Below are 20,756 nucleotides of genomic sequence, written 5' to 3'. Positions count from 1 at the left end.
CGAAGACACCCCCCACCCCACGCCCCCCCCCCCCCCCCCCTCCCCCCCCCCCCCCCCCCCCCCCCCCCCCCCCCCCCCCCCCCCCCCCCCCCCCCCCGCTGCGGCGCGGAGAGTAGCGCCGCAGCCCCCTTGGCGGGACGATGGCCCCCTGATCGCCGTCCGGGCCGGAGCTGATCCGTCCGGACTGCCGGGAGAAGGGGATGCTCATGCCCGGATCTGTGAAGGCGATGGCCGGCCTGACCATCGGCGGCCTGGTGGTGGTCTCGGCCTACTCGGTGGTGCTCGGCTCGAACGGCTGGCTGTGGTTCGGCTGGGTGGTGCTGGGCCTCCTGACCGTCGGCATGGCGGCCTCGCGCAACACCTGACCGACGCGTACCCCTGCCCTTGCACGGACTGGCAAAATGTCCACGCCGGGCGTTCGGCACCGAGGGGGTCAGCCGTGTTCTACCACCTGCTCAAGCACGTGCTCCTGGGACCGCTGCTGCGGCTCCTGTTCCGGCCTCGGATCGAGGGGCTCGAGCACATCCCGGCAGAGGGGGCCGCGATCGTCGCGGGCAACCACCTGTCGTTCTCCGACCACTTCCTGATGCCCGCGATCCTCAAGCGCCGGATCACCTTCCTGGCGAAGGCCGAGTACTTCACCGGCCCGGGGGTCAAGGGCCGCCTCACCGCCGCCTTCTTCCGCAGCGCGGGCCAGATCCCGGTGGACCGCAGCGGCAAGAACGCCGGCCGGGCGGCGATCCGGGAAGGGCTCGGGGTGCTCGCCAAGGGCGAGCTGCTCGGCATCTACCCGGAAGGCACCCGCTCCCACGACGGCCGCCTGTACAAGGGGAAGGTCGGCGTCGCCGCGATGGCGCTCCAGGCCGGGGTGCCGGTGATCCCGTGCGCGATGGTCGGCACGTTCGAGATCCAGCCGCCGGGAAAGGTCATCCCCAAGCTCAAGCGGGTCACCATCCGCTTCGGGGAGCCGCTGGACTTCTCCCGCTACGCCGGCATGGAGGGCCAGAAGGCCGTGCTGCGCGCGGTCACGGACGAGATCGTCTACGCCATCCTCGGCCTGTCCGGGCAGGAGTACGTCGACCGGTACGCCGCCGACGTGAAGGCGGAGGAGCAGGCCGCGGCCGCAGAAGCGAAGAAGGCCCAGCGCCGGTCGCGCTGAGCCTTCTCCGGTGGTGTGACCCTGCGGCGGCGTACGGTGCGTACGCCGCCGCAGTCGTGCTAGCGCTTCGGGAGCGCCGGCAGGTCCGAGCCGGCCAGGGCCGCGGCCTGCGCCGCCGCCTTCGCGGTGGTCGGGGCGACCGGGGCGGCGTGCGGGGCGCACACCACGTCACGGGCGTCGACCTTGCCGGTCAGCAGGTAGCCGTCGACGCGGGTGTTGATGCACGCGTTGAGCAGGCTGGTGACGCCGTGCGAGCCGGCGCCCTTCTCGGTGATCAGGCGCGAGCCCGCGAGGCGCTTGTGCAGCTCGACGGCACCCTCGTACGGCGTGGCCGCGTCACGGGTGGCCTGGACGATCAGAACCGGCGGCAGACCGCGCTTGGCACCGACCTCGATCGGGGTGTGCTGCGTGGACTTCCAGGTGGCACAGGGCAGGTTCATCCAGGCGTTGGCCCAGGTCATGAACGGGTAGTCCTTGTGCAGGCGGGTGTTGTCCCGGTCCCACTTCTTCCAGCTGGTGGGCCACTTGGCGTCCGCGCACTCGACGGCCGTGTAGACGGCGTTGCCGTTCTCGGAGGCGGCGTTGCCCGCGGTGTCCGACATGTCCGGAGAGGCCGCGTCGATCAGCGCCTGCTTGTTGCCGGCGAGGTACTCGCTCCAGACCTGGGCGGTGGGCACCCACGCGGAGTCGTAGTACGGCGCGCTCTGGAAGAAGCTGATGAGCTCGGCCGGGCCGACCTTGCCGCCGAGGGGGTTCTTCTTGGCGGTGGCGCGCAGCTTGAGCCACTGGCGCTCGACCTTGGCGGGGGTGTTGCCGATGTGGAAGACGGCGTCGTTCTTGGCGACCCACTTCTTCCAGTCGTTCCAGCGCATCTGGAAGGCGACGTCCTGGTCGAGGTTGGCCTCGTACCAGATCTTCTTCTTCGAGGGGTTGACCACGCTGTCGACGATCATGCGGCGCACGTGGGTCGGGAACAGCGTCGCGTAGACGCCGCCGATGTAGGTGCCGTAGGAGACGCCGAGGAAGTTCAGCTTCTTCTCGCCGAGGGCGGCGCGGATGACGTCGAGGTCGCGCGCGGTGTTCGGCGTGGTCATGTGCGGCAGCATCCAGCCGCTGCGCTCCTTGCAGCCGTCCGCGTACTCGGCGGCGAGCTTGCGCTGGGCGCGCTTCTCGGCCTCGCTGCCCGGAACCGGGTCGAGCTTCGGCGACTTGACGAACTCCTGCGGGTCGATGCAGGAGATCGGGGCCGAGTGGCCCACGCCGCGCGGGTCGAAGCCGACGAAGTCGTAGGCCTTGGAGACGTTGGCCCACAGCGGGTTCTTCGTGGTGACCCGGCGCGGGAAGCGCATGCCGGAGCCGCCGGGGCCGCCCGGGTTGTAGACGAGGGCGCCCTGGCGCTCCCGCTTGGTGCCGGTGTTGCCGATCCGGTCGACGGCCAGCTTGATCTGCTTGCCGTTCGGCTTCGCGTAGTCGAGCGGCACCTTGACCCAGCCGCACTGGATGGGGGCCTCGAGGCCCCAGTCGGCCGGACACGCCTTCCAGGCGATGCCCGCGCGGGCGGCGCGGGCCGCGGCGATGGCCACGCCGCGCGCCTCGGAGGTGGTCTGGCTCCGGGTGTCGGCGGCCGCGGTCGGGGCGACGACGGCCCCCGCGATGAGCGTGCCCGCTATCAGAGTGCCGGCTCCGCCGAGCACCGCTGTGCGTATCACGTGGTAATCCCCCTGCGTCATGTACGGCCGGTTTCGGCCTCGTTCGGTCTGACTGCAGATGGATCATTTCGTCTGAGTGGTCCCTGACAACAGGGCGGGGGCGGGTTCTTTACCAACCCGATAACCGGATGATCGGGTACCGCTGAGCGGTACCCGGTCAGCGGGCGTCTGCCGCCGGGGCGTACGTGCGTACGGCCTGGTCGAGCAGTTCGCGCAGCCGCAGGGCGTCCGGGGCCACCGCGGTGACCAGGACCGCGGGCCCGGCCAGCGGGGCGGCGACGGCGTGCTCCCCCAGCAGCCGGGCGGGCGGCGGGTCCTGGGCGAACGCCGGGTCGACGACGAGCAGCTGGCCGAGCGCCCGGTGTCCGGCGAGGCCGGCCGGGCCGTCCCAGCCGGCGGGGGCGCCCGGCCCGCAGGCCAGTTCCTGGTCGAGCAGCGGGCGTCCGTTCCGGCGGACCGTCAGGCGGCTGCGCAGCAGCCCCGGTTCCTCTCCGTGGCGGCCGAGCACCTGCTCCTCGCGCAGCACCAGCGTGGCGGTCGGCGCCAGGTCGGCCCGCGTGTGCGCGTACAGGTCGCTGCCGCGTACGGACACGAGGGGCTCGGGGAGCCAGTGCAGGGAGGCGTCTTCGGCCGCGGTGAGGCGGATCTCGTAGCGGGCGGGCGCGCCGCTGCGGCCCGGCAGGACGAGCGTGGCGGCGGCGGAGGTCACCCGCAAACGCGCACCGGGGCCGGCATCGGCGTGGACGGCGAGCCGGTCCCCGCCGAGCGGGGCGCTCATCGCACCCACCAGCGTCACCTGGACCCCGGGGCCGGGCGAGCGCGTGCGGCGCAGCGCGAGCGGTCCCGCGCCCTCGAGTTCGGGCAGGGCCGTGCCGCCGCGCCCGTCGGCCACCGCCCGGATCCGGGCGGTGGCGCGCACGCCGGAGGGCGGGGCGCCGGGACCGGGCGCGGCGGGTGCGGGTACGGGTACGGGTACGGCGGGAGGAGCCGCGGCGGGAGGAGCCGCGGCGGGAGGGGGCGCCGCGGGTAGGGGCACGGCGGGTGGCGGCACGGCGGGTGGTGCGGGCGGGGGCGCCGCGTCCGGTCCGGCGGACGTCACGGGGCTCACGGCCGGGCCGCGGTCCACGCGGCGACGCGCTCGCGGATCCAGGCGGCGACCGGCGCCACCCCCTCCTCGCCGCGCAGGGACTGGAAGACGACGGGGAGTTCGCCCCGCTGCTCGCGCGCGTCGCGGGCCATCCGGCCGAGGTCGGAGCCGACGTACGGCGCGAGGTCGGTCTTGTTCACCACCAGCAGGTCGGCGGTGGTGACCCCCGGGCCGCCCTTGCGCGGGATGTCGTCGCCGCCCGCCACGTCGATCACGAAGATCTGGGCGTCGACCAGGCCGCGGGAGAACGTCGCGGTGAGGTTGTCGCCGCCCGACTCCACCAGGACCAGGTCGAGCCGGCCGCTCTCGCGGAAGGTCTCCTCCAGGTCCTCGACGGCTTCCAGGTTGGCCGAGATGTCGTCGCGGATCGCCGTGTGCGGGCACGCCCCCGTCTCCACGGCCGTGATCCGCTCCGGCGGCAGCACCGCCTCGCGCAGCAGGAACTCCGCGTCCTCCCGCGTGTAGATGTCGTTCGTGACCACGGCGAGCGAGAGTTCCGCGCGCAGCTCCCGGCACAGGGCGGCGACGGTGGCGGTCTTGCCCGAGCCGACGGGACCGCCCAGTCCGACGCGCAGGGCGCGCCGCGAGCCGTCCTCCCGTACCGGGGGTGCGCCGTGGGTGTGGCGCGGGGGGTAGGTGACGGCGTGGTCGAGGTGCATGGGCTGTCCTTCGGGTCAGGAGGCGAAGAGGCGTACCGGCCACTGCGCGTGCTGTTCGGCGGCGATGTCGAGCAGCGGGGCGGAGGCCGCGGGGAGCGTGCCGGTGCCCTCGTGCCGGGCCCGGTGGGCGGCGAGGGCGGCGCGTTCGGCGGTGTCGTCGAGGGAGGGGGCGAGGCGGGCGAGCACGGCGGCGGACTCGAAGGGGTCGAGGCCGAGCAGCCGTACGGTCGCTGTGGCCGGACCGCTGACGCTCTCGTACGCCGCCACGTGCGCGGCGTCCGCGGGCCCGAGCCCGGCGACCCGGGCGGTGACGCCGAGGACGACGGGCTGGTGGGTGCCGCGCGGGAAGTCCGCGGCGAGGGCGTCGAGTTCCGGCGCCGGCCACGCGGACCGGGCGGCCCGCATGAACTGCCGGCCGAGCCGCCGCGAGGCCGTGCGCAGGGCGGGTACGGGCGTACGGGCGTCGGCGGCGTCGTCGAGCTCCGCCGGGTCGAGGCCGGCGGCGGCGGCCGCGGCGAGTGCGGCCGCCACGAGGCCGGCGGTGTGCAGCCGACCCCGGCAGAACTCCTCCAGGGAGACGGCGTCCCGGATCCGGCCGGCCCGTACGGCGGCCTCGGCGCCCCCGGAGTGGGCGTGGCCGCCGGCGGGGAACCGGCCGTCGGCGAGCAGGAGCAGGGCCGCGCGGCTCATCGGCGGCCCATCAGAAGAGGAAGTAACGCTGGGCCATGGGGAGTTCGGCGGCGGGAGCGGGCTCCACCGCCTCCCCGTCGATGGTCACCGTGAAGGTGTCCGCGTCCACCTCGACGCGGGGGCGGGCGTCGTTCTCCCGCATGTCCGCCTTGGTGACCGCGCGCGTGCTCTCGATCGCGGTGAACCGCTTGCCGAGGCCGAGGCGTTCGGGCAGGCCGTCGTCGAGGGCGGCCTGGGCGGTGAAGTTGACGGAGTTCCACGCCGGGGCCCGGCCGTGGCCGCCGAACATCGGGCGCGGCAGCACCGGTTGAGGGGTGGGGATCGAGGCGTTGGCGTCACCCATCTGTGCGTACGCGATCTGTCCGCCCTTGATCACCATCAGGGGCTTGACGCCGAAGAAGGCGGGCTCCCACAGGACCAGGTCGGCGAGCTTGCCCGTCTCGACCGAGCCGATCTCGCGGGCGAGGCCCTGGGCCACTGCGGGGTTGATCGTGTATTTGGCGACGTAGCGGCGGGCGCGGTGGTTGTCCGCGCGGCCGTCGCCGGGGAGGGCGCCGCGGCGCTTCTTCATCACGTGGGCGGTCTGCCAGGTGCGCAGGACCACCTCGCCGATCCGGCCCATGGCCTGGGAGTCCGAGGAGATGATCGAGATGGCTCCGAGGTCGTGCAGGACGTCCTCGGCGGCGATGGTGGAGGGCCGGATCCGGGACTCGGCGAAGGCGAGGTCCTCGGGAACGGCCGGGTTGAGGTGGTGGCAGACCATCAGCATGTCGAGGTGTTCCTCGACGGTGTTGAGGGTGTGCGGGCGGGTCGGATTGGTCGAGCTGGGCAGGACGTTGGCCTCGGAGACCACCGTGATGATGTCGGGCGCGTGCCCGCCCCCGGCTCCTTCGGTGTGGTACGCGTGGATGGTCCGCCCGGCGATGGCGGCGAGGGTGTCGTCGACGAACCCGGCCTCGTTGAGGGTGTCGGTGTGGACGGCGAGCTGGGCGCCGGTCTCCTCGCAGACGCCCAGGCAGGCGTCGATGACGGCGGGGGTCGCCCCCCAGTCCTCGTGGATCTTGAAACCGAGCGCCCCGCCGCGCAACTGGGAGTGCATCGCCTCGCGGGAGGTGGTGTTGCCCTTGCCCAGCAGGCCGATGTTGACCGGGTGCGCGTCCAGTGCGGCGAACATCCGCGCCAGGTGCCACGGCCCCGGGGTGATGGTGGTGGCCTTGGTGCCCTCGGCGGGGCCCGTGCCGCCGCCGACGAGGGTGGTGACCCCGGAGGCGAGGGCCTCGTCGAGGATGGTGGGCGCGATGAAGTGGACGTGGGCGTCGATGGCGCCCGCGGTCACGATGCGGCCGTTGCCCGCGATGATCTCGGTCTCGGGTCCGATCACGAGCTCCGGGGCCACGCCGTCCATGGTGTCCGGGTTGCCGGCCTTGCCGATGCCCGCGATCCGCCCGTCGCGCAGGGCGATGTCGGCCTTGACGATCCCCCAGTGGTCGAGGATCACCACGCCGGTGATCACGGTGTCGGCGGCGCCTTCGGCCCGGGTGGTGCGGGCCTGGCCCATGGATTCGCGGATCACCTTGCCGCCGCCGAAGACCGCCTCGTCCCCGGCCCGGCCCGGTCCGCCGCTGAGGTCGTCCTCGATCTCGATCAGCAGGTCGGTGTCGGCCAGCCGGATCCGGTCGCCCGTGGTGGGCCCGAAGAGGTCGGCGTAGACGGCGCGGGCGAGTTCAGCCATCGAGGGGTCCTCCGGTCTCGCCGCGCAGTCCGGGCACGATCCGGGCTCCGGCGAGCGGTACGAGCTCCACCGGCACCGGGATGCCGGGCTCGAACCGCACGGCGGTGCCGGCGGCCACGGCCAGGCGCAGCCCGTGCGCGGCCGCGCGGTCGAACGCGAGGCCCGGGTTGGCCTCCGCGAAGTGGTAGTGGGAGCCCACCTGGACGGGCCGGTCCGCGGTGTTGAGGACGGTGAGGCGGGTGACGGGCCGTCCCTCGTTGAGGACCACGGGGCCTTCGCCGTACAGGATTTCGCCGGGGATCATCGGTGCGCCGCCCCTCAGAGGATCGGGTCGTGGACGGTGACGAGTTTGGTTCCGTCCGGGAAGGTGGCCTCGACCTGGACGTCGTGGATCATCTCGGGAATGCCCGTCATGACCTCGTCGCGGGTGAGGACCTTGCGTCCGGAGGCCATCAGCTCGGCCACGGTGCGCCCGTCGCGGGCGCCTTCGAGGATGTGCGCGGTGATGAGCGCGATGGCTTCCGGGTGGTTGAGGCGCAGGCCTCGGGCCTTGCGCCGCTCGGCCACGTCGGCGGCGACATGGATGAGCAGGCGCTCTTGTTCGTGCGGAGTGAGCTGCACGGATCCCACCTCACTGTCGGCTGGGCGAAGGCAACGGGCCTTGCACGCTAGGGCGCCCGCTTTTCCGTCGCGTTAATTCACGTTTCGGGCAGAGAACGGCTTTGCGGGGGTACGCCGCCGGATCCGTCGTCCGTATACGGACGGGCGGGGAACGCGCGCGAGCACGGAGAGTACACAGTCGGACGTATTGCGTCACATTGCACGGAGTCGTGGCGGTGCGCGGCGGCGGGGCCGGCGAGGGGGGGGCGCACTCCGGACGTCGACACGAGGCCGAGAATGCATCCCCCATTCGGAGTAGCGCAATCAACCCCCCGCCCGTGCCCCGAGTTGCGCACCGGAGAGGTTGATCCGCGTCCGCCCGAACGGCTTCACTGCAGGTCGGGCGATTTTCAACCTTCCTGAAACGTGGCGCAAATCACCCCTGAACCGCCAAACGGGTCAAGGGTGATGAGACTCACAAAGCATTGAATGAGCTTAGTTTTCCGGCAATTCGTGGGTCAGGATCCCTGGGACGACAAGCCCCCGCCACCGCGGCGGGGCGGTCCGGGCGGACGCCGAGTCCTGCCGCCTCACCCGGACGACTGGTCGACAGGAGTGCACCGGCAGGAGTGGAGGACCCAGGCAGTACGGGGTGGCGGGCGCTGACGCCCGCCCGCCCCTTGGGGTGAAGCCGCTGCGGCGGCCGGGCGAACTTCGCAGGCCCGAACCCGACAGGTCATCCTTCACAGGCGGCTGACGAAGGGTTGCGCATGTCCGCGCTCAAGAATGTCCCGTCTGCCGTGTCCCGGGCGGCCGCCACATCGGTGCTCACGTTCGCCGTGGTCGGGGGCACGCTGCTCGCCCCGGGCGGCACCCCGGAGGCCCAGGCGGCGACGTCCCACGCCGTCAGGGCGCTGCAGACGGCAGCTTCCAAGAAGGGCTCGCCCTACCAGTGGGGGGCGACCGGCCCGAGGCGGTTCGACTGCTCCGGGCTGACGCTCTACTCGTACAAGCGCGCAGGCAAGACGCTGCCCCGCACGGCGGCACAGCAGTACAACAAGACCGTCCACATCCCGGCCGGTTCACGGCGCCAGGGCGACCTGGTCTTCTTCCATTCGAGGGGGCGCATCTACCACGTGGGCATCTACGCGGGATCCGGCAGGATCTGGCACTCCCCCAAGGCCGGTTCCACCGTCCGGCTGGAGAAGATCTGGAGCAGCAGCGTGAAGTACGGACGCGTGCGTTAATCCCCGGGTACTCCCGTGGACCGCAGGTAGGTTGAGGCTGCGGCGGGCACCCGCGCCGCAGCCGACGCCCAGGAGTACAGGTGACCTTTCTCAACCCCGTCCGGAACATCACCTTCGACGCCCACGACCCGTACGCCGCGGCCTCGTTCTGGGCGCGGCTCACCGGCTGGCCGGTGCACGCGGACGACAAGCCGGGCGACGAGGCCGTGCTCGTGGACTCGGAGCAGCCCGGGGTGCCGGGCCTGCTCTTCGTCGGCGTACCGGAGGGCAAGACCGTCAAGAACCGCGTCCACCTCGACATCCAGCCGCCGACGGGCACGCGGGACGAGGCCGTGGAGCGGCTGACCGGCCTCGGCGCCCGGATCGTCGACGACCGGCGCACCGCGGACGGCATGGGCTGGGTCGTGATGGCGGACCCGGAGGGCAACGAGTTCTGCGTGGAGCGCAGCGCGTCCGAGCGCGGGCTGGTCTGACGGCCGGCCGGCGTCAGTGCCGGTGCTCGGCGGCGGCCGCGGGGGCGGCTGCCGTCCATGGCAGCGCGATCCACACCGTCTTGCCACCGTCCGCCGTGGGGCTCACCGACAGGCGGCCGCCGCATTCGGCGGCGAGCCAGCGGATGATCACCATGCCCCGGCCGTTGTCCTGCTGGACGGCGGCCGGCAGCCGTTTGGGCCACCGCGGATGGCTGTCGGTCACGCCGATCCGCAGCTGCTCCTCGCACTCCAGCCGTACGTCCACGGTGAAGGTGGGCGACTGGCCGAACGTGTGCTGGACGGCGTTGGTGGCGAGTTCGGAGACGATCAGCCGGACGGTGTCGGCGGTGTCGTGCTCCTCGGGCAGGCCCCATTCGACGAGCACGTCGGCGACGTATCTCCGGGCGACGGAGACCGAGGCGGGATCGCTCGGCAGAGTGACGGATGCTTCCTGGTGGTCTGCCATGGCGACGCTGTCCCTTTCCCACCGGGGTCGGACTCCGACTCGTAGCGGATGAACTCGAGGACGGCCCCGGATCTGTGCTTCGCGCCAGAGTGCCACTCCGCACGGTGCAGGTGCGGGCGTTACCCCAAGATATGCATATATCTGTCGCTCAATGCGGTGAACTCTGCTACGGAAGAGCGTATTTGGACGCGATGACGGCAAACTGGCGCAGCGAGTGCCGGTGGAAGGAGGCGGGCATGCAGCACGGCCCCGCGGTTCGCCGGCGGCAGCTCGGCGAGGAGTTGCGGGCGCTCCGCGACCGGTCCGGTCTCACCAGCGGGGAGACGGCCCGGCTGCTCGGCTGGCACCAGTCGAAAATCAGCCGCATCGAGACCGGGCGCAGTGGCGTGAAACCTGAGGACGTACGGCTCCTCCTGGACACGTACGGCGTGGATGCGGACCGGGAACGGGCACTGCTGGAGGCCCTCGCCGCCTCGGCCGCCAGCGGGGGCACGAGCACGGGCCGGGACCGGCAGTGGTGGCACGAGTACCGCGGCCTGCTGCCCCAGGAGTACCGCGACTTCATCAGCCTGGAGGCCGGAGCGCGCGCCGCCCGTACGGTCGAGCTCTCGGTGGTGCCCGGCCTGCTCCAGACGCCCGCCTACGCCCGGGCGGTGACCCGGGCGGCGCTGGGCGGGCTGCCGGAGCCCAAGGTGGACGCGCTGGTGGACGTACGGCTGGCCCGGCAGGCGGTGCTGCGGGCGGATCCGCCGCTGGAACTGAGCGCGGTGCTCGACGAGGCGGTGCTCCGGCGGCAGATCGGCGGTCCCGGGGTGATGACCGAGCAGCTCCGGCACCTGGTGGAGGTGGCACGGCTGCCCCAAGTGACGCTCCAGGTGCTGCCGTTCAGCGTGGGGGGGCATCTCGGCCTCACGGGGCCTTTCGTCATCTTCTCATTTCCGAACATCGCCGATCTGGACGTGGTTGTTCTCGACCATTTGACGAGTAGCCTCTATCTGGAGCGGAAGGAAGACCTCGAGGCCTACAGCGCCGCGTTCCGTACGATCCAGGCGCACGCCCTCCCGCACCGAGACTCGTCGGACCTCATCAGCCGGATCGCTGACGGCGTGTAAGGAGGCATCATGTCCGCAACCCCCTTATCCAGCGGCGGACTTCCGAACAGCGCGAAACCGGACGGCGCCCTGCCCCAGGGCGCGGCGTGGCGGCGCAGCAGCCGCAGTACCGGAATGAACAACTGCGTCGAGGCGGCCGTCCTCGGCAGCGGCGGCGGCATGCTGGCCGTCCGCGACTCCAAGCGGACCGAGGGCCCGGCCCTGGTCTTCACGGGGACGGCCTGGGGCGGATTCCTCTCGTACGTACGGGCCTGCGTGCCCGGTGAGGGAGACCGTCCCTAGTCCGCGGAACCGGCGGCGGGAGCGGTCCGCAGGATCGTTTCGACCGCGCGGGTGATCTCGTCCCCCGTGAGATCGGCGCGTGCGGTCAGCCGCAGCCGGGAGATGCCGTCGGGTACGGACGGCGGCCGGAAGCACCCCACGGACAGACCTGCCTCGCGGCAGTCGGCGGCCCAGCGCAGTGCCGCCGACGGAGACGGGGCCCGAACCGACACGACCGCCGCGTCCGGCCTGGCAGCCGTCAGGCCGGACGCGGTGAGCTGCTCGTACAGCGTGGCGGCCACCTCGCGGGCGCGCGCGGCCCGTTCGGGTTCGCGCGCCAGCAGCCGCAGGCTGCCCAGCGCGGCGCCCGCGGCGGCGGGCGCGAGGCCGGTGTCGAAGATGAACGTCCGGGCCGTGTTCACCAGGTGCCGGATGACGCGGGCCGGGCCGAGCACCGCCCCGCCCTGACTGCCCAGGGACTTGGAGAGGGTCAGCGTGGCCACGACCCCGTCCGCGCTGGCGAGTCCGGCCGCGGCGAGGGCTCCCCGGCCGCCCTCGCCGAGCACGCCCAGACCGTGGGCGTCGTCGACGAGCAGGGCCGCACCGTGCTCCCGGCAGGCGGCCGCGTAGCCGGCGAGCGGCGCCGCGTCCCCGTCCACCGAGAACACCGAGTCGGTGACGACGAGGGCCCGCCCGTCGTGCGCGCCGAGCGTCTTGCGCACGGCCTCGGGGTCGGAGTGCGGGACGACGGCGGTCTCGGCGCGCGAGAGGCGGCAGCCGTCGACGATCGAGGCGTGGTTGGCGGCGTCGGAGACGACCAGGGAGCCGCGTCCGCTCAGGGCCGTGACGGCGGCGAGGTTGGCGGCGTACCCGGAGGACAGCACGAGGGCGGCCTCGAAACCGCAGAACGCGGCCAGTTCGCTCTCCAGCTCGGCGTGCAGTTCCGTGGTGCCGGTGACGAGCCGGGAGCCGGTGGCGCCGGCGCCCCAGCGGTGGGCCGCGCCGACTGCCGCGGCGACGGTCTCCGGGTGCCGGGACAGGCCCAGGTAGTCGTTGCTCGCGAGGTCCAGCAGGGGCGACTCGGCGGGCCGCGGGCGCAGGGTGCGGACCAGTCCGGCCCGCTCGCGCGCCCGCTCCTCCTCGTCGATCCAGGCGAACACGTCGTGCGTCCGGCCCGGCGTGGCGGGGGCGTGCGGGAGTGCGTCCTGCGGCATCGGATGGGTCCTCGCGTTTTGTCGGCTGTCCACAGACCCTAGCGGCCGTTGTTCCCCTGGGTGGTGTGGTGATGCACACACCGCGATCAGACGAACTTGTAGCTTCCCTCCTTGGCCGACGGCGCTCGGTAAGCCAGGATCAGGCCTATGGACCTGCTGAACACCCTGGTGGACAAGGGGCTGCGGCGAGAGCTGCCGACCCGCGAAGAGGCGCTGGCCGTGCTGGCGACCTCCGACGACGAACTGCTCGACGTGGTGGCCGCGGCCGGCAAGGTGCGCCGCCGCTGGTTCGGGCGCCGGGTCAAGCTGAACTACCTCGTCAACCTGAAGTCCGGGCTGTGTCCGGAGGACTGCTCGTACTGCTCCCAGCGACTGGGGTCGAAGGCCGAGATCCTCAAGTACACGTGGCTCAAGCCGGAGGAGGCCTCGCAGGCCGCCGCGGCGGGTGTCGCGGGCGGAGCGAAGCGCGTCTGCCTGGTGGCGAGCGGCCGCGGTCCCACGGACCGGGACGTGGACCGGGTCTCGAAGACCATCGAGGCGATCAAGGAGCAGAACGAGGGCGTCGAGGTCTGCGCCTGCCTGGGCCTGCTGTCGGACGGCCAGGCCGAGAAGCTGCGCGACGCCGGGGCCGACGCGTACAACCACAACCTGAACACGTCCGAGGGGACGTACGGGGAGATCACGACCACCCACACCTACCAGGACCGCGTGGACACCGTGCAGAAGGCGCACGCCGCCGGTCTGTCGGCGTGCTCCGGTCTGATCGCCGGCATGGGCGAGAGCGACGAGGACCTGGTCGACGTCGTCTACTCGCTGCGCGAGCTGGACCCCGACTCGGTGCCGGTGAACTTCCTGATCCCCTTCGAGGGCACGCCGCTGGCCAAGGAGTGGAACCTCACCCCGCAGCGCGCGCTGCGCATCCTCGCGATGGTGCGGTTCGTCTGCCCCGACGTGGAGGTCCGGCTCGCGGGCGGCCGCGAGGTGCACCTGCGCACGCTCCAGCCGCTGGCGCTGAACCTCGCCAACTCGATCTTCCTGGGCGACTACCTCACGAGCGAGGGCCAGGCCGGCCAGGCCGACCTGGACATGATCGCGGACGCCGGCTTCGAGGTGGAGGGCACGGACACCACGACGCTGCCCGTGCACCGCTCGGACGCGCGCACGGGCGGCGGCTGCGGCTCGCACGGGGCGCAGGCCGGGGCCACCGAGGCCGGCGGCTGCGGCTCGCACGCGGACTCGGGGTGCGGCTCGCACGCCGGCGGCGGCTGCGGACCGTGCGGTGCGGGCGCCGTGACCGGCGAACCGGCCGCCGCCGAGACCGTCGCAGGCACCGAGGCCGCGGAGACCGCGGAGGCTGCCGACGTACCCGTGCAGGCCGCGACCGGAGCTTCGGCCGCCCGCCCCGACCTGGTGGCGGTGCGCCGCCGCGGCGCCGGAACGGACCTCGCCCCCAATGCGTGACCCGCTGCCTCCGATGACCGCCGGCGAGCTGCTGGCGCTGGACCGGCAGCACGTCTGGCATCCGTACGGGCCTATGCCGGGCCGGGAGGAGCCGCTCGCCGTCGCGTCCGCCTCGGGCGTCCGGCTCCAGCTGGCCGCGCCTGCCCACGGGCAGGAGGAGCTGGTCGACGGCATGTCCTCCTGGTGGTCGGCCATCCACGGCTACAACCACCCGGTGCTGAACGAGGCCGTGCGGGACCAGCTGGGGCGGATGAGCCACGTGATGTTCGGCGGGCTCACGCACGAGCCCGCCGTCCGGCTCGCCGCCCGGCTGGTCGAGATCTCCCCGGCCGGTCTGGAGCACGTCTTCCTCGCCGATTCGGGCTCGGTCTCGGTCGAGGTCGCGGTCAAGATGTGCCTGCAGTACTGGCGTTCGATCGGCCGGACCGGCAAGACCCGTCTGCTGACCTGGCGCGGCGGCTACCACGGGGACACCTGGCAGCCGATGGCGGTCTGCGACCCGCAGGGCGGCATGCACGAACTGTGGCAGGGGCACCTGCCACAGCAGGTGTTCGCGGACGCGCCGCCCGGCGGGTTCGACTCCGCACCGGATCCTGCGTACGTCGCCCACCTGCGGGAGCTGCTCGCCCGGCACGCGCACGAGCTGGCCGCCGTGATCGTCGAGCCGGTGGTGCAAGGCGCGGGCGGGATGCGCTTCCACTCCCCCGCGTACCTCTCGGTGCTGCGCGAGCTGTGCGACGAGTACGACGTCCTGCTCGTCCTCGACGAGATCGCGACCGGATTCGGGCGCACGGGCGCGCTGTTCGCCGCCGACCACGCGGGGATCACCCCGGACGTGATGTGCATCGGCAAGTCCCTGACGGGCGGTTACCTGACCCTGGCGGCGGCGCTGTGCACGGCGCGGGTCGCCGACGGGATCTCGCAGGGCGAGGTGCCGGTGCTCGCGCACGGACCGACCTTCATGGGCAATCCGCTGGCCTGTGCGGTCGCGCTGGCCTCGATCGACCTGCTGCTCGGACAGGACTGGGCGCTGGAGGTGAAGCGGATCGGGGCGGGCCTGCGCGAGGGCCTGGCACCGGCCGCGCGGCTGCCGGGCGTCCGGGACGTCCGGGTGCTGGGCGCGATCGGTGTCGTGCAGCTCGACCGGCCGGTGGACGTCGCCGCGGCGACGCGGGCGGCGGTGCGGGAGGGCGTGTGGCTGCGGCCGTTCCGCGACCTGCTGTACACGATGCCGCCGTTCGTGACGGGTGACGCGGACGTGGCGCGCATCTGCCGTGCCGTGTGCGCGGCGGCACGGGAAGGATGAGCACCATGGGCATCGTGGTGGTGTCGGGCACGGGCACCGAGATCGGCAAGACCGTCGTGACCTCCGCGGTCGCGGCGGCGGCGCTGGCGGCCGGACGGTCGGTGGCCGTCCTCAAGCCGGCCCAGACCGGAGTCGCGCCGGGCGAGCCGGGCGACGTGGCGGAGGTGACCCGGCTGGCGGGCGCGGCCGTGACCGGTGTGGAACTGGCCCGTTTTCCGGAGCCGTTGGCGCCGGAACGGGCCGCGCAGCGTGCCGGGATGGCGACGGTCGGCCCGCACGAGGTGGCCGAGGCCGCCGAGAAGCTGGCGGCGGAGCACGACCTGGTCCTGGTCGAGGGCGCGGGCGGCCTGCTCGTACGGTTCGACGCGGCGGGCCACACCCTGGCCGACGCGGCCCGGCTGATGGGGGCGCCCGTGCTGGTGGTGGCGCCGGCGGGGCTGGGGGTGCTCAACTCGGTCACCCTGACGGGCGAAGCGCTGCGGGCCCGCGGCCTGAAGCAGCTTGGCGTGGTGGTCGGCAGCTGGCCGGCCGGGCCGGACCTGGCCTCGCGGTGCAACCTGGCCGACCTCCCGGTCGCCGCGGGCGCACCGCTGCTGGGCGCGGTCCCGGAGGGATCCGGCGGCCTGGCTGCCGGGGAGTTCCGCGCGGCCTGCCCGTCCTGGCTGGCGCCGGAGCTGGGCGGCACCTGGTCGGCGCCGGACTTCCTGGCCTCCTGGTCCTGAGGTCGCGCGCCGGAAAGGGGTGAGGGCCGGCGGCGGGGGGACACTGAAAGTACGCGTCCGTCCGCTAGGAGGTTCGTCATGCCCCTGCGATCCCGCGGGTCACGGGTGCCCCACGACGCCGTCCACCACCCCTTGTTCGCCCGGTTCTACGCCCGGGTGAGCGTCCAGGCCGACACCCGCGGCGGTGTCGCCGCGCTCCGTGACGAGCTGCTGTCCGGCCTCTCCGGCCGCGTCATCGAGATCGGTGCGGGCAACGGCCTCAACTTCGCCCACTATCCGTCCGCGGTGGCGGAGGTCGTGGCGGTCGAGCCCGAGCCCACGCTGCGTCGGCTCGCCGTCCACGCGGCGCTGCGGTCGGACGTCCCGGTGGACGTGGTGCCGGGCGCCGCCGAGGCCCTGCCCGTCAAGAGCGAGGCCTTCGACGGCGCGGTGTGCTCGCTGGTGCTGTGCACCGTGCGCGACCTCGCCCGCTCGCTCGCCGAGATCCGCCGGGTGCTGCGGCCGGGCGGTGAGCTGCGGTTCTTCGAGCACGGGCTCGCACCCGGCCCCGTGATGGCGTCCGTGCAGCGGGGACTGGACCGCACGGTGTGGCCGCGGCTCTTCGGCGGCTGCCACACCTCACGCGACACGCTCGCCGCGATCGAGGCGGCGGGTTTCGAGATCACGGCGCAGCGCGGCGTGCGGGTGCCCGAGCGCGGCCCGGCCTTCCCCAATTCGTACTGCGTCATCGGCTCGGCGCGCCGGCCCCGGGTCTGAGCGCGGGCGGGAAACCGCTCGCCACCGCGGCGGGCGGGATGGTGGGATGCCGCCATGGACGATCTTCTTATCAGGGCGGCCGCGCCCGGTGAGCTGGGTGCCGTACTGGACTTCTGGCGGGCTGCCGCCGAGGGCACCAGCATCAGTGACGACCTCGCGGGCGTCGAGGGGCTGGTCGGGCGGGACCCGGAGGCGCTGCTGCTCGCGGAGCGCGGCGGGGTGCTGGTCGGCACCGTGATCGCGGGCTTCGACGGGTGGCGCTGCCACCTCTACCGGCTGGCCGTGCATCCGCGGCACCGGCGGCAGGGGGTGGCGACCGCTCTGCTCGCGGCCGCGGAGGATCGTTTCGTCCGGCTGGGCGGCCGGCGCGGGGACGCCATGGTGCTCGACCGGAACGCGCAGGCGCACCGGGCGTGGGAGGCCGCGGGCTACCGGGCGGAGGAGCAGTGGACCCGCTGGGTCAAGCCGCTGAGCGGGTGAACGTGTGAGCCGGTGAGCTTGTGGCCGGTGTGCGCCCGGCCGGTGAGCTTGTGGCCGGTGTGCGCCCGGCCGGTGCGCCCGTGAGCGGCACCGGATACGACCGCCGCTTTGCCCGTCCTTTACCATGTGGGGACTTCTGCTCGTATGAGACGTAACCGAACTCGAACGAAAGGTGTGAGCGTCCGCCCATGGGCGAGCCTCCCAGTACCCGACATCGCGCACCGCGCCTCCCCCTGGCCGATCATGGGACGGAGGTGAACCGATGACCGAAGTGCTTCTGCTCGTCGTGGCGCTGTTGCTCTGCGTCGCCTGCGGGGCTTTCGTGGCGGCCGAGTTCTCGCTGACCACGATCGAGCGCAGTGAGCTCGAAGAGGCCGTGGAGCGCGGCGACCGGGGCGCCGCGAGTGCCCTGTCGGCCGTCCGGAGCCTGACCTTCCAGCTCTCCGGCGCCCAGCTCGGCATCACCGTGACCGGTCTGGTCATCGGCATGATCTCCAAGCCCTCGATCGCGGCCCTGCTGCAGGGGCCGTTCCAGTCCCTGGGGCTGTCCGCGGGGGCCGCATCGTCCACCGCGCTCGTCCTCGGCACCGTGGTGTCCACCGTCGTGCTGATGGTCGTCGGCGAGCTCGTGCCCAAGAACTGGGCGATCTCCTCGCCGCTCGCCGTGGCCCGGCGCGTGGCGACGGGCCAGCGGCTGTTCAGCGCCGCCTTCCGTCCGCTGATCAGCCACCTCAACACCACCGCGAACCACATGGTGCGCCGGTTCGGCATGGAGCCGGCCGAGGAGCTGGCCTCCGCGCGCACCCCGCAGGAGCTGGTGGCCCTGGCCCGGCACTCCGCGCGGCAGGGCGCACTGGAGAAGGACACGGCCGAGCTGTTCGTCCGCACCCTCAACCTGACGGACCTGACCGCGGAGAACGTCATGACCCCGCGCGTCCAGGTCACCGCGCTGGACGTGCAGACCACGGCCGAGGACGTCGCCAACGCCACGCAGGCCACCGGGCTGTCCCGCTTCCCCGTGTACCGGGGCAGCCTGGACTCGGTGGTCGGCACGGTCCACATCAAGGACGTGCTGGCCCTGCCCGCGGAGGACCGGCACCGCTACCCGGTGGCGCAGCTGCTGCGCGAGCCGCTGCTGGTGCCCGAGTCGCTGACCGTCGACCGGCTGCTGGACCGGCTCTCGGGCCGCCAGACCATGGCCGTGGTGATCGACGAATACGGCGGCACGGCCGGGGTGGCCACCTTGGAGGACATCGTCGAGGAGGTCGTGGGCGAGGTGCGGGACGAGCACGATCCGCACGAGACCCCGGACCTGGCGCCGGCGGGCACGGACGCCCACGGGCGCCGGCTCTTCTCCGCGGACGGCGCGGCGCGCACCGACCAGCTGGAGCGGATCGGGCTGCGGGTGCCCGACGGCCCGTACGAGACCCTCGCCGGTCTCATCGCCACCCGCATGGGCCGGATCCCGGCCGTGGGCGACAGCCTGGAGCTGGACGGCTGGCGGATCGACGTCGTCGACGCCTCCGGGCGCCGGGCGGCGCGCGTGCTGCTGCACGTGCCGACCGAGGCGCACCAGGAGACGGACGAACCGGGGACGGGAGAGGGCCGATGACCGCCATACAGTTGCTGATCGGCCTCGCGACCCTCGTCGTGAACGCCTTCTTCGTCGGCGCGGAGTTCGCGCTGATCTCGGTCCGGCGCAGCCAGATCGAGCCGTACGCCGAGCAGGGCGACCGGCGGGCCCGCAGCGTGCTGTGGGGTCTGGAGCACGTGTCGGCGCTGATGGCGGCGGCGCAGCTCGGGATCACGCTGTGCACGCTGGTGCTCGGCGTGGTGGCAGAACCGGCCATCGCGCACCTGCTCACGCCTCTGTTCGACCTGCTGGGCGTGCCGGAGGGCCTGACGCACCCGATCTCCTTCGTGGTGGCGCTGGCGCTCGCGACGTACCTCCACATGCTCTTCGGCGAGATGCTGCCGAAGAACGTGGCCCTGGCGGAGCCGGTGAAGACCGCGCTGCTGCTCGGTCCGCCGCTCGTGACGCTGACCCGGGCGCTGCGGCCGGTGATCTTCACGATCAACGCCTTCGCCAACGCGCTCCTGCGACTGCTGCGGGTGGAGGTGAAGGACGAGGTCGCGGCGACGTTCTCGGACGACGAGCTGGCCCGCATGGTCCGCGACTCCAGCGACGCCGGTCTCATCGACGGCCGCGCGAGCGAGCGGCTGCACGACGCCCTGGAACTGGGGCGCAGGCCGGTCACCGACGTGGTGCTGCCCGAGGAGCGGGTGGTGACCGCGGAGACGGGCATCACCCCCGCCGCTCTGGAGCAGCTGTCGGCCGCGTCCGGCTACTCCCGCTTCCCGGTCGTCGACGCGGAGCGGCGCATCCTCGGCTACCTGCACGTCAAGGACGCGCTGGACGCGTCGGACCGCGAGGCGCCGTTCCCGGCGTCGGCACTGCGGCAGATCGCCCAGGTGCGGGCGGAGACCCCGCTCGACGACGTGCTGACGGCGATGCGGCGCAGCCGGACGCACCTGGCGGCGGTCCTGGGGCCGGAGGGGGCGCTGGCCGGCCTGGTGACGATGGAGGACGTCCTGCGCGAGCTGTTCGGCAACCCCGCCTCCGCCGGCTAGGGCGGCCGGGGCGCGAGCGCCCTCGGACGGGAAGGCGTCCCACGGGACGCGCTCTGCCGGGAAGCGCTCTGTCGGGAAGCGCTCTGTCGGGAACACGTCTGACGAGAAGGCGAACCGCGCGGTAACATCGCTCCGCCATGGAGATGAATGCGTCGTACACCAGTTTCGTCGCGGTCGGCGACTCCTTCACCGAAGGGATGTCCGACCTGCTGCCCGACGGCTCCTACCGGGGCTGGGCCGATCTGCTGGCCGCACGGCTCGCAGCCCGGGATCCCGCATTCCGGTACGCGAACCTCGCGGTCCGCGGGAAGCTGATCGGGCAGATCGTCGAGGAGCAGGTGGACGTCGCGGCCGCCATGCAGCCCGATGTGATCACCCTGGTCGGCGGGCTGAACGACGCGCTCCGGCCCAAGTGCGACATGGGCCGGGTGCGCGGACTGCTGGAGGAGGCCGCGGGGAAGCTCGCGCCCTCCTGCCGGCAGCTGGTGCTGATGCGCTCGCCGGGGCGCCGCGGGCCCGTGATGGAGCGCTTCCGGCCGCGGATGGAGGAGCTCTTCGCCATCGTGGACGAGCTCGCCCGGCGCCACGGTGCACTGGTGGTCGACCTCTACGGGCCGCCGGTGCTCGGCGACCCGCGGATGTGGGACGTGGACCGGCTGCACCTGACCGCGGAAGGGCACCGGCGCGTGGCCGAGGCGGTGTGGCAGACCCTGGGCCTGCCCGCCGAGGAGGACTGGCGCACCGAACTCCCGGAAGACCTCCCTCCGGCCTGGGGCGCCCGGCGGACCGGTGACCTCCGGTTCGCCCGCCGGTACCTGCTGCCGTGGATAGGACGCCGCCTCACCGGCCGCTCCTCGGGTGACGGCCGCCCGGCCAAGCGGCCGGAGCTGCTGCCGTACGAAGCGCCCCAGTCGTAGATAGCCACAAACAG

General features: G+C 73.0%; 23 protein-coding genes. 14 read left to right on the top strand and 9 right to left on the bottom strand.

The annotated features are described in order from the left end of the window. The first annotated feature begins 206 nt into the window (after positions 1-206). Both ACZ7H1_RS30135 and ACZ7H1_RS30130 read left to right on the top strand, forming a co-directional pair. Positions 207-365 (top strand): hypothetical protein, encoded by a 159-nt coding sequence (locus ACZ7H1_RS30135; protein ID WP_470790958.1) that lies wholly within the window; start codon positions 207-209, stop codon positions 363-365. A gap of 74 nt (positions 366-439) precedes the next feature. After that, positions 440-1,159 carry a lysophospholipid acyltransferase family protein gene (locus ACZ7H1_RS30130; protein WP_470790957.1) on the top strand — a complete coding sequence of 240 codons (720 nt, stop codon included), beginning with the start codon at positions 440-442 and terminating at the stop codon, positions 1,157-1,159. Positions 1,160-1,218: 59 nt separating this feature from the next. Here ACZ7H1_RS30130 and ACZ7H1_RS30125 read toward each other — a convergent pair whose 3' ends face one another. The 7 genes from ACZ7H1_RS30125 to ACZ7H1_RS30095 form a co-directional block, all read right to left on the bottom strand. Next, complete coding sequence (locus tag ACZ7H1_RS30125) at positions 1,219-2,868, bottom strand: alpha/beta hydrolase (protein ID WP_470790956.1); 1,650 nt, start codon at positions 2,866-2,868, stop codon at positions 1,219-1,221. 157 nt (positions 2,869-3,025) lie between these two features. Beyond that, positions 3,026-3,787, bottom strand: a complete 762-nt coding sequence (locus ACZ7H1_RS30120; protein ID WP_470790955.1) for an urease accessory protein UreD — start codon at positions 3,785-3,787, stop codon at positions 3,026-3,028. 185 nt (positions 3,788-3,972) lie between these two features. Continuing rightward, positions 3,973-4,674, bottom strand: coding sequence for an urease accessory protein UreG (ureG, locus tag ACZ7H1_RS30115; RefSeq protein ID WP_470790954.1), 702 nt, complete (start codon positions 4,672-4,674; stop codon positions 3,973-3,975). Between the two features lie 15 nt (positions 4,675-4,689). After that, positions 4,690-5,364, bottom strand: a complete 675-nt coding sequence (locus tag ACZ7H1_RS30110; protein ID WP_470790953.1) for an urease accessory protein UreF — start codon at positions 5,362-5,364, stop codon at positions 4,690-4,692. A 10-nt stretch (positions 5,365-5,374) separates the two neighbouring features. Continuing rightward, positions 5,375-7,096 (bottom strand): urease subunit alpha, encoded by a 1,722-nt coding sequence (locus ACZ7H1_RS30105; RefSeq protein WP_470790952.1) that lies wholly within the window; start codon positions 7,094-7,096, stop codon positions 5,375-5,377. Then, the gene (locus ACZ7H1_RS30100) at positions 7,089-7,400 is read right to left on the bottom strand and encodes an urease subunit beta (RefSeq protein ID WP_470790951.1); all 312 of its coding nucleotides are present in this window, start codon (positions 7,398-7,400) and stop codon (positions 7,089-7,091) included. Before ACZ7H1_RS30100 ends, ACZ7H1_RS30105 begins: the two co-directional genes overlap by 8 nt. 14 nt (positions 7,401-7,414) lie before the next feature. Beyond that, on the bottom strand, positions 7,415-7,717 hold the full coding sequence (locus ACZ7H1_RS30095) for an urease subunit gamma (protein ID WP_470790950.1): 303 nt from the start codon (positions 7,715-7,717) through the stop codon (positions 7,415-7,417). A gap of 749 nt (positions 7,718-8,466) precedes the next feature. Between ACZ7H1_RS30095 and ACZ7H1_RS30090 the strand changes: the two genes are divergently transcribed. Then, entirely contained in the window at positions 8,467-8,943 is a 477-nt protein-coding gene (locus ACZ7H1_RS30090; protein WP_470790949.1) for a C40 family peptidase, read from the top strand. Positions 8,944-9,023: 80 nt separating this feature from the next. Then, positions 9,024-9,416, top strand: a complete 393-nt coding sequence (locus ACZ7H1_RS30085; RefSeq protein WP_470790948.1) for a VOC family protein — start codon at positions 9,024-9,026, stop codon at positions 9,414-9,416. A gap of 13 nt (positions 9,417-9,429) precedes the next feature. On the opposite strand, the gene ACZ7H1_RS30080 is transcribed toward ACZ7H1_RS30085, so the two are convergent. Then, positions 9,430-9,882: an ATP-binding protein gene (locus ACZ7H1_RS30080; RefSeq protein ID WP_470790947.1), complete on the bottom strand. Its 453-nt coding sequence runs from the start codon at positions 9,880-9,882 to the stop codon at positions 9,430-9,432. Positions 9,883-10,118: 236 nt separating this feature from the next. Here ACZ7H1_RS30080 and ACZ7H1_RS30075 point away from each other — a divergent pair, with 236 nt between their 5' ends. Next, positions 10,119-10,994: a helix-turn-helix domain-containing protein gene (locus tag ACZ7H1_RS30075; RefSeq protein ID WP_470790946.1), complete on the top strand. Its 876-nt coding sequence runs from the start codon at positions 10,119-10,121 to the stop codon at positions 10,992-10,994. 9 nt (positions 10,995-11,003) lie between these two features. Then, positions 11,004-11,276 carry a DUF397 domain-containing protein gene (locus tag ACZ7H1_RS30070; RefSeq protein WP_470790945.1) on the top strand — a complete coding sequence of 91 codons (273 nt, stop codon included), beginning with the start codon at positions 11,004-11,006 and terminating at the stop codon, positions 11,274-11,276. Here ACZ7H1_RS30070 and ACZ7H1_RS30065 read toward each other — a convergent pair. Beyond that, positions 11,273-12,469 (bottom strand): 8-amino-7-oxononanoate synthase, encoded by a 1,197-nt coding sequence (locus ACZ7H1_RS30065; RefSeq protein WP_470790944.1) that lies wholly within the window; start codon positions 12,467-12,469, stop codon positions 11,273-11,275. The genes ACZ7H1_RS30070 and ACZ7H1_RS30065 overlap by 4 nt on opposite strands. A 147-nt stretch (positions 12,470-12,616) precedes the next feature. Between ACZ7H1_RS30065 and bioB the strand changes: the two genes are divergently transcribed. The 8 genes from bioB to ACZ7H1_RS30025 all read left to right on the top strand — a co-directional run bounded on the left by bioB (position 12,617) and on the right by ACZ7H1_RS30025 (position 20,742). Next, a complete protein-coding gene (gene bioB, locus ACZ7H1_RS30060) occupies positions 12,617-13,930 on the top strand; it encodes a biotin synthase BioB (protein WP_470790943.1) in 1,314 nt (437 codons plus the stop codon). After that, complete coding sequence (locus ACZ7H1_RS30055) at positions 13,923-15,236, top strand: adenosylmethionine--8-amino-7-oxononanoate transaminase (RefSeq protein ID WP_470790942.1); 1,314 nt, start codon at positions 13,923-13,925, stop codon at positions 15,234-15,236. Before bioB ends, ACZ7H1_RS30055 begins: the two co-directional genes overlap by 8 nt. A gap of 5 nt (positions 15,237-15,241) precedes the next feature. Then, positions 15,242-15,958, top strand: coding sequence for a dethiobiotin synthase (bioD, locus tag ACZ7H1_RS30050; protein WP_470790941.1), 717 nt, complete (start codon positions 15,242-15,244; stop codon positions 15,956-15,958). Between the two features lie 78 nt (positions 15,959-16,036). Then, positions 16,037-16,714, top strand: a complete 678-nt coding sequence (locus tag ACZ7H1_RS30045; protein ID WP_470790940.1) for a class I SAM-dependent methyltransferase — start codon at positions 16,037-16,039, stop codon at positions 16,712-16,714. 54 nt (positions 16,715-16,768) lie between these two features. After that, complete coding sequence (locus tag ACZ7H1_RS30040; protein ID WP_470790939.1) at positions 16,769-17,194, top strand: GNAT family N-acetyltransferase; 426 nt, start codon at positions 16,769-16,771, stop codon at positions 17,192-17,194. A gap of 262 nt (positions 17,195-17,456) precedes the next feature. Beyond that, positions 17,457-18,806, top strand: a complete 1,350-nt coding sequence (locus ACZ7H1_RS30035; RefSeq protein WP_470790938.1) for a hemolysin family protein — start codon at positions 17,457-17,459, stop codon at positions 18,804-18,806. Further along, positions 18,803-19,825 carry a hemolysin family protein gene (locus ACZ7H1_RS30030; protein ID WP_470790937.1) on the top strand — a complete coding sequence of 341 codons (1,023 nt, stop codon included), beginning with the start codon at positions 18,803-18,805 and terminating at the stop codon, positions 19,823-19,825. Before ACZ7H1_RS30035 ends, ACZ7H1_RS30030 begins: the two co-directional genes overlap by 4 nt. A 137-nt stretch (positions 19,826-19,962) precedes the next feature. After that, complete coding sequence (locus ACZ7H1_RS30025; protein WP_470790936.1) at positions 19,963-20,742, top strand: SGNH/GDSL hydrolase family protein; 780 nt, start codon at positions 19,963-19,965, stop codon at positions 20,740-20,742. The last annotated feature ends 14 nt before the right edge of the window (positions 20,743-20,756 follow it).

Source organism: Streptomyces sp. NPDC037401, assembly GCF_055602345.1.
This window is presented reverse-complemented; position numbering and strand designations above follow the sequence as displayed.

Bases quoted from the DNA above. Each gene is read 5' to 3' on its own strand.
- ACZ7H1_RS30030 (WP_470790937.1), top strand. From the start codon at position 18,803: ATGACCGCCATACAGTTGCTGATCGGCCTCGCGACCCTCGTCGTGAAC.
- ACZ7H1_RS30110 (WP_470790953.1), bottom strand. From the start codon at position 5,364: ATGAGCCGCGCGGCCCTGCTCCTGCTCGCCGACGGCCGGTTCCCCGCC.
- ACZ7H1_RS30055 (WP_470790942.1), top strand. From the start codon at position 13,923: ATGCGTGACCCGCTGCCTCCGATGACCGCCGGCGAGCTGCTGGCGCTG.
- ACZ7H1_RS30040 (WP_470790939.1), top strand. From the start codon at position 16,769: ATGGACGATCTTCTTATCAGGGCGGCCGCGCCCGGTGAGCTGGGTGCC.
- ACZ7H1_RS30090 (WP_470790949.1), top strand. From the start codon at position 8,467: ATGTCCGCGCTCAAGAATGTCCCGTCTGCCGTGTCCCGGGCGGCCGCC.
- ACZ7H1_RS30080 (WP_470790947.1), bottom strand. From the start codon at position 9,882: ATGGCAGACCACCAGGAAGCATCCGTCACTCTGCCGAGCGATCCCGCC.
- ACZ7H1_RS30135 (WP_470790958.1), top strand. From the start codon at position 207: ATGCCCGGATCTGTGAAGGCGATGGCCGGCCTGACCATCGGCGGCCTG.
- ACZ7H1_RS30065 (WP_470790944.1), bottom strand. From the start codon at position 12,469: ATGCCGCAGGACGCACTCCCGCACGCCCCCGCCACGCCGGGCCGGACG.
- ACZ7H1_RS30035 (WP_470790938.1), top strand. From the start codon at position 17,457: ATGACCGAAGTGCTTCTGCTCGTCGTGGCGCTGTTGCTCTGCGTCGCC.
- ACZ7H1_RS30100 (WP_470790951.1), bottom strand. From the start codon at position 7,400: ATGATCCCCGGCGAAATCCTGTACGGCGAAGGCCCCGTGGTCCTCAAC.
- bioB (WP_470790943.1), top strand. From the start codon at position 12,617: ATGGACCTGCTGAACACCCTGGTGGACAAGGGGCTGCGGCGAGAGCTG.
- ureG (WP_470790954.1), bottom strand. From the start codon at position 4,674: ATGCACCTCGACCACGCCGTCACCTACCCCCCGCGCCACACCCACGGC.
- bioD (WP_470790941.1), top strand. From the start codon at position 15,242: ATGGGCATCGTGGTGGTGTCGGGCACGGGCACCGAGATCGGCAAGACC.
- ACZ7H1_RS30025 (WP_470790936.1), top strand. From the start codon at position 19,963: ATGGAGATGAATGCGTCGTACACCAGTTTCGTCGCGGTCGGCGACTCC.
- ACZ7H1_RS30070 (WP_470790945.1), top strand. From the start codon at position 11,004: ATGTCCGCAACCCCCTTATCCAGCGGCGGACTTCCGAACAGCGCGAAA.
- ACZ7H1_RS30105 (WP_470790952.1), bottom strand. From the start codon at position 7,096: ATGGCTGAACTCGCCCGCGCCGTCTACGCCGACCTCTTCGGGCCCACC.
- ACZ7H1_RS30075 (WP_470790946.1), top strand. From the start codon at position 10,119: ATGCAGCACGGCCCCGCGGTTCGCCGGCGGCAGCTCGGCGAGGAGTTG.
- ACZ7H1_RS30045 (WP_470790940.1), top strand. From the start codon at position 16,037: ATGCCCCTGCGATCCCGCGGGTCACGGGTGCCCCACGACGCCGTCCAC.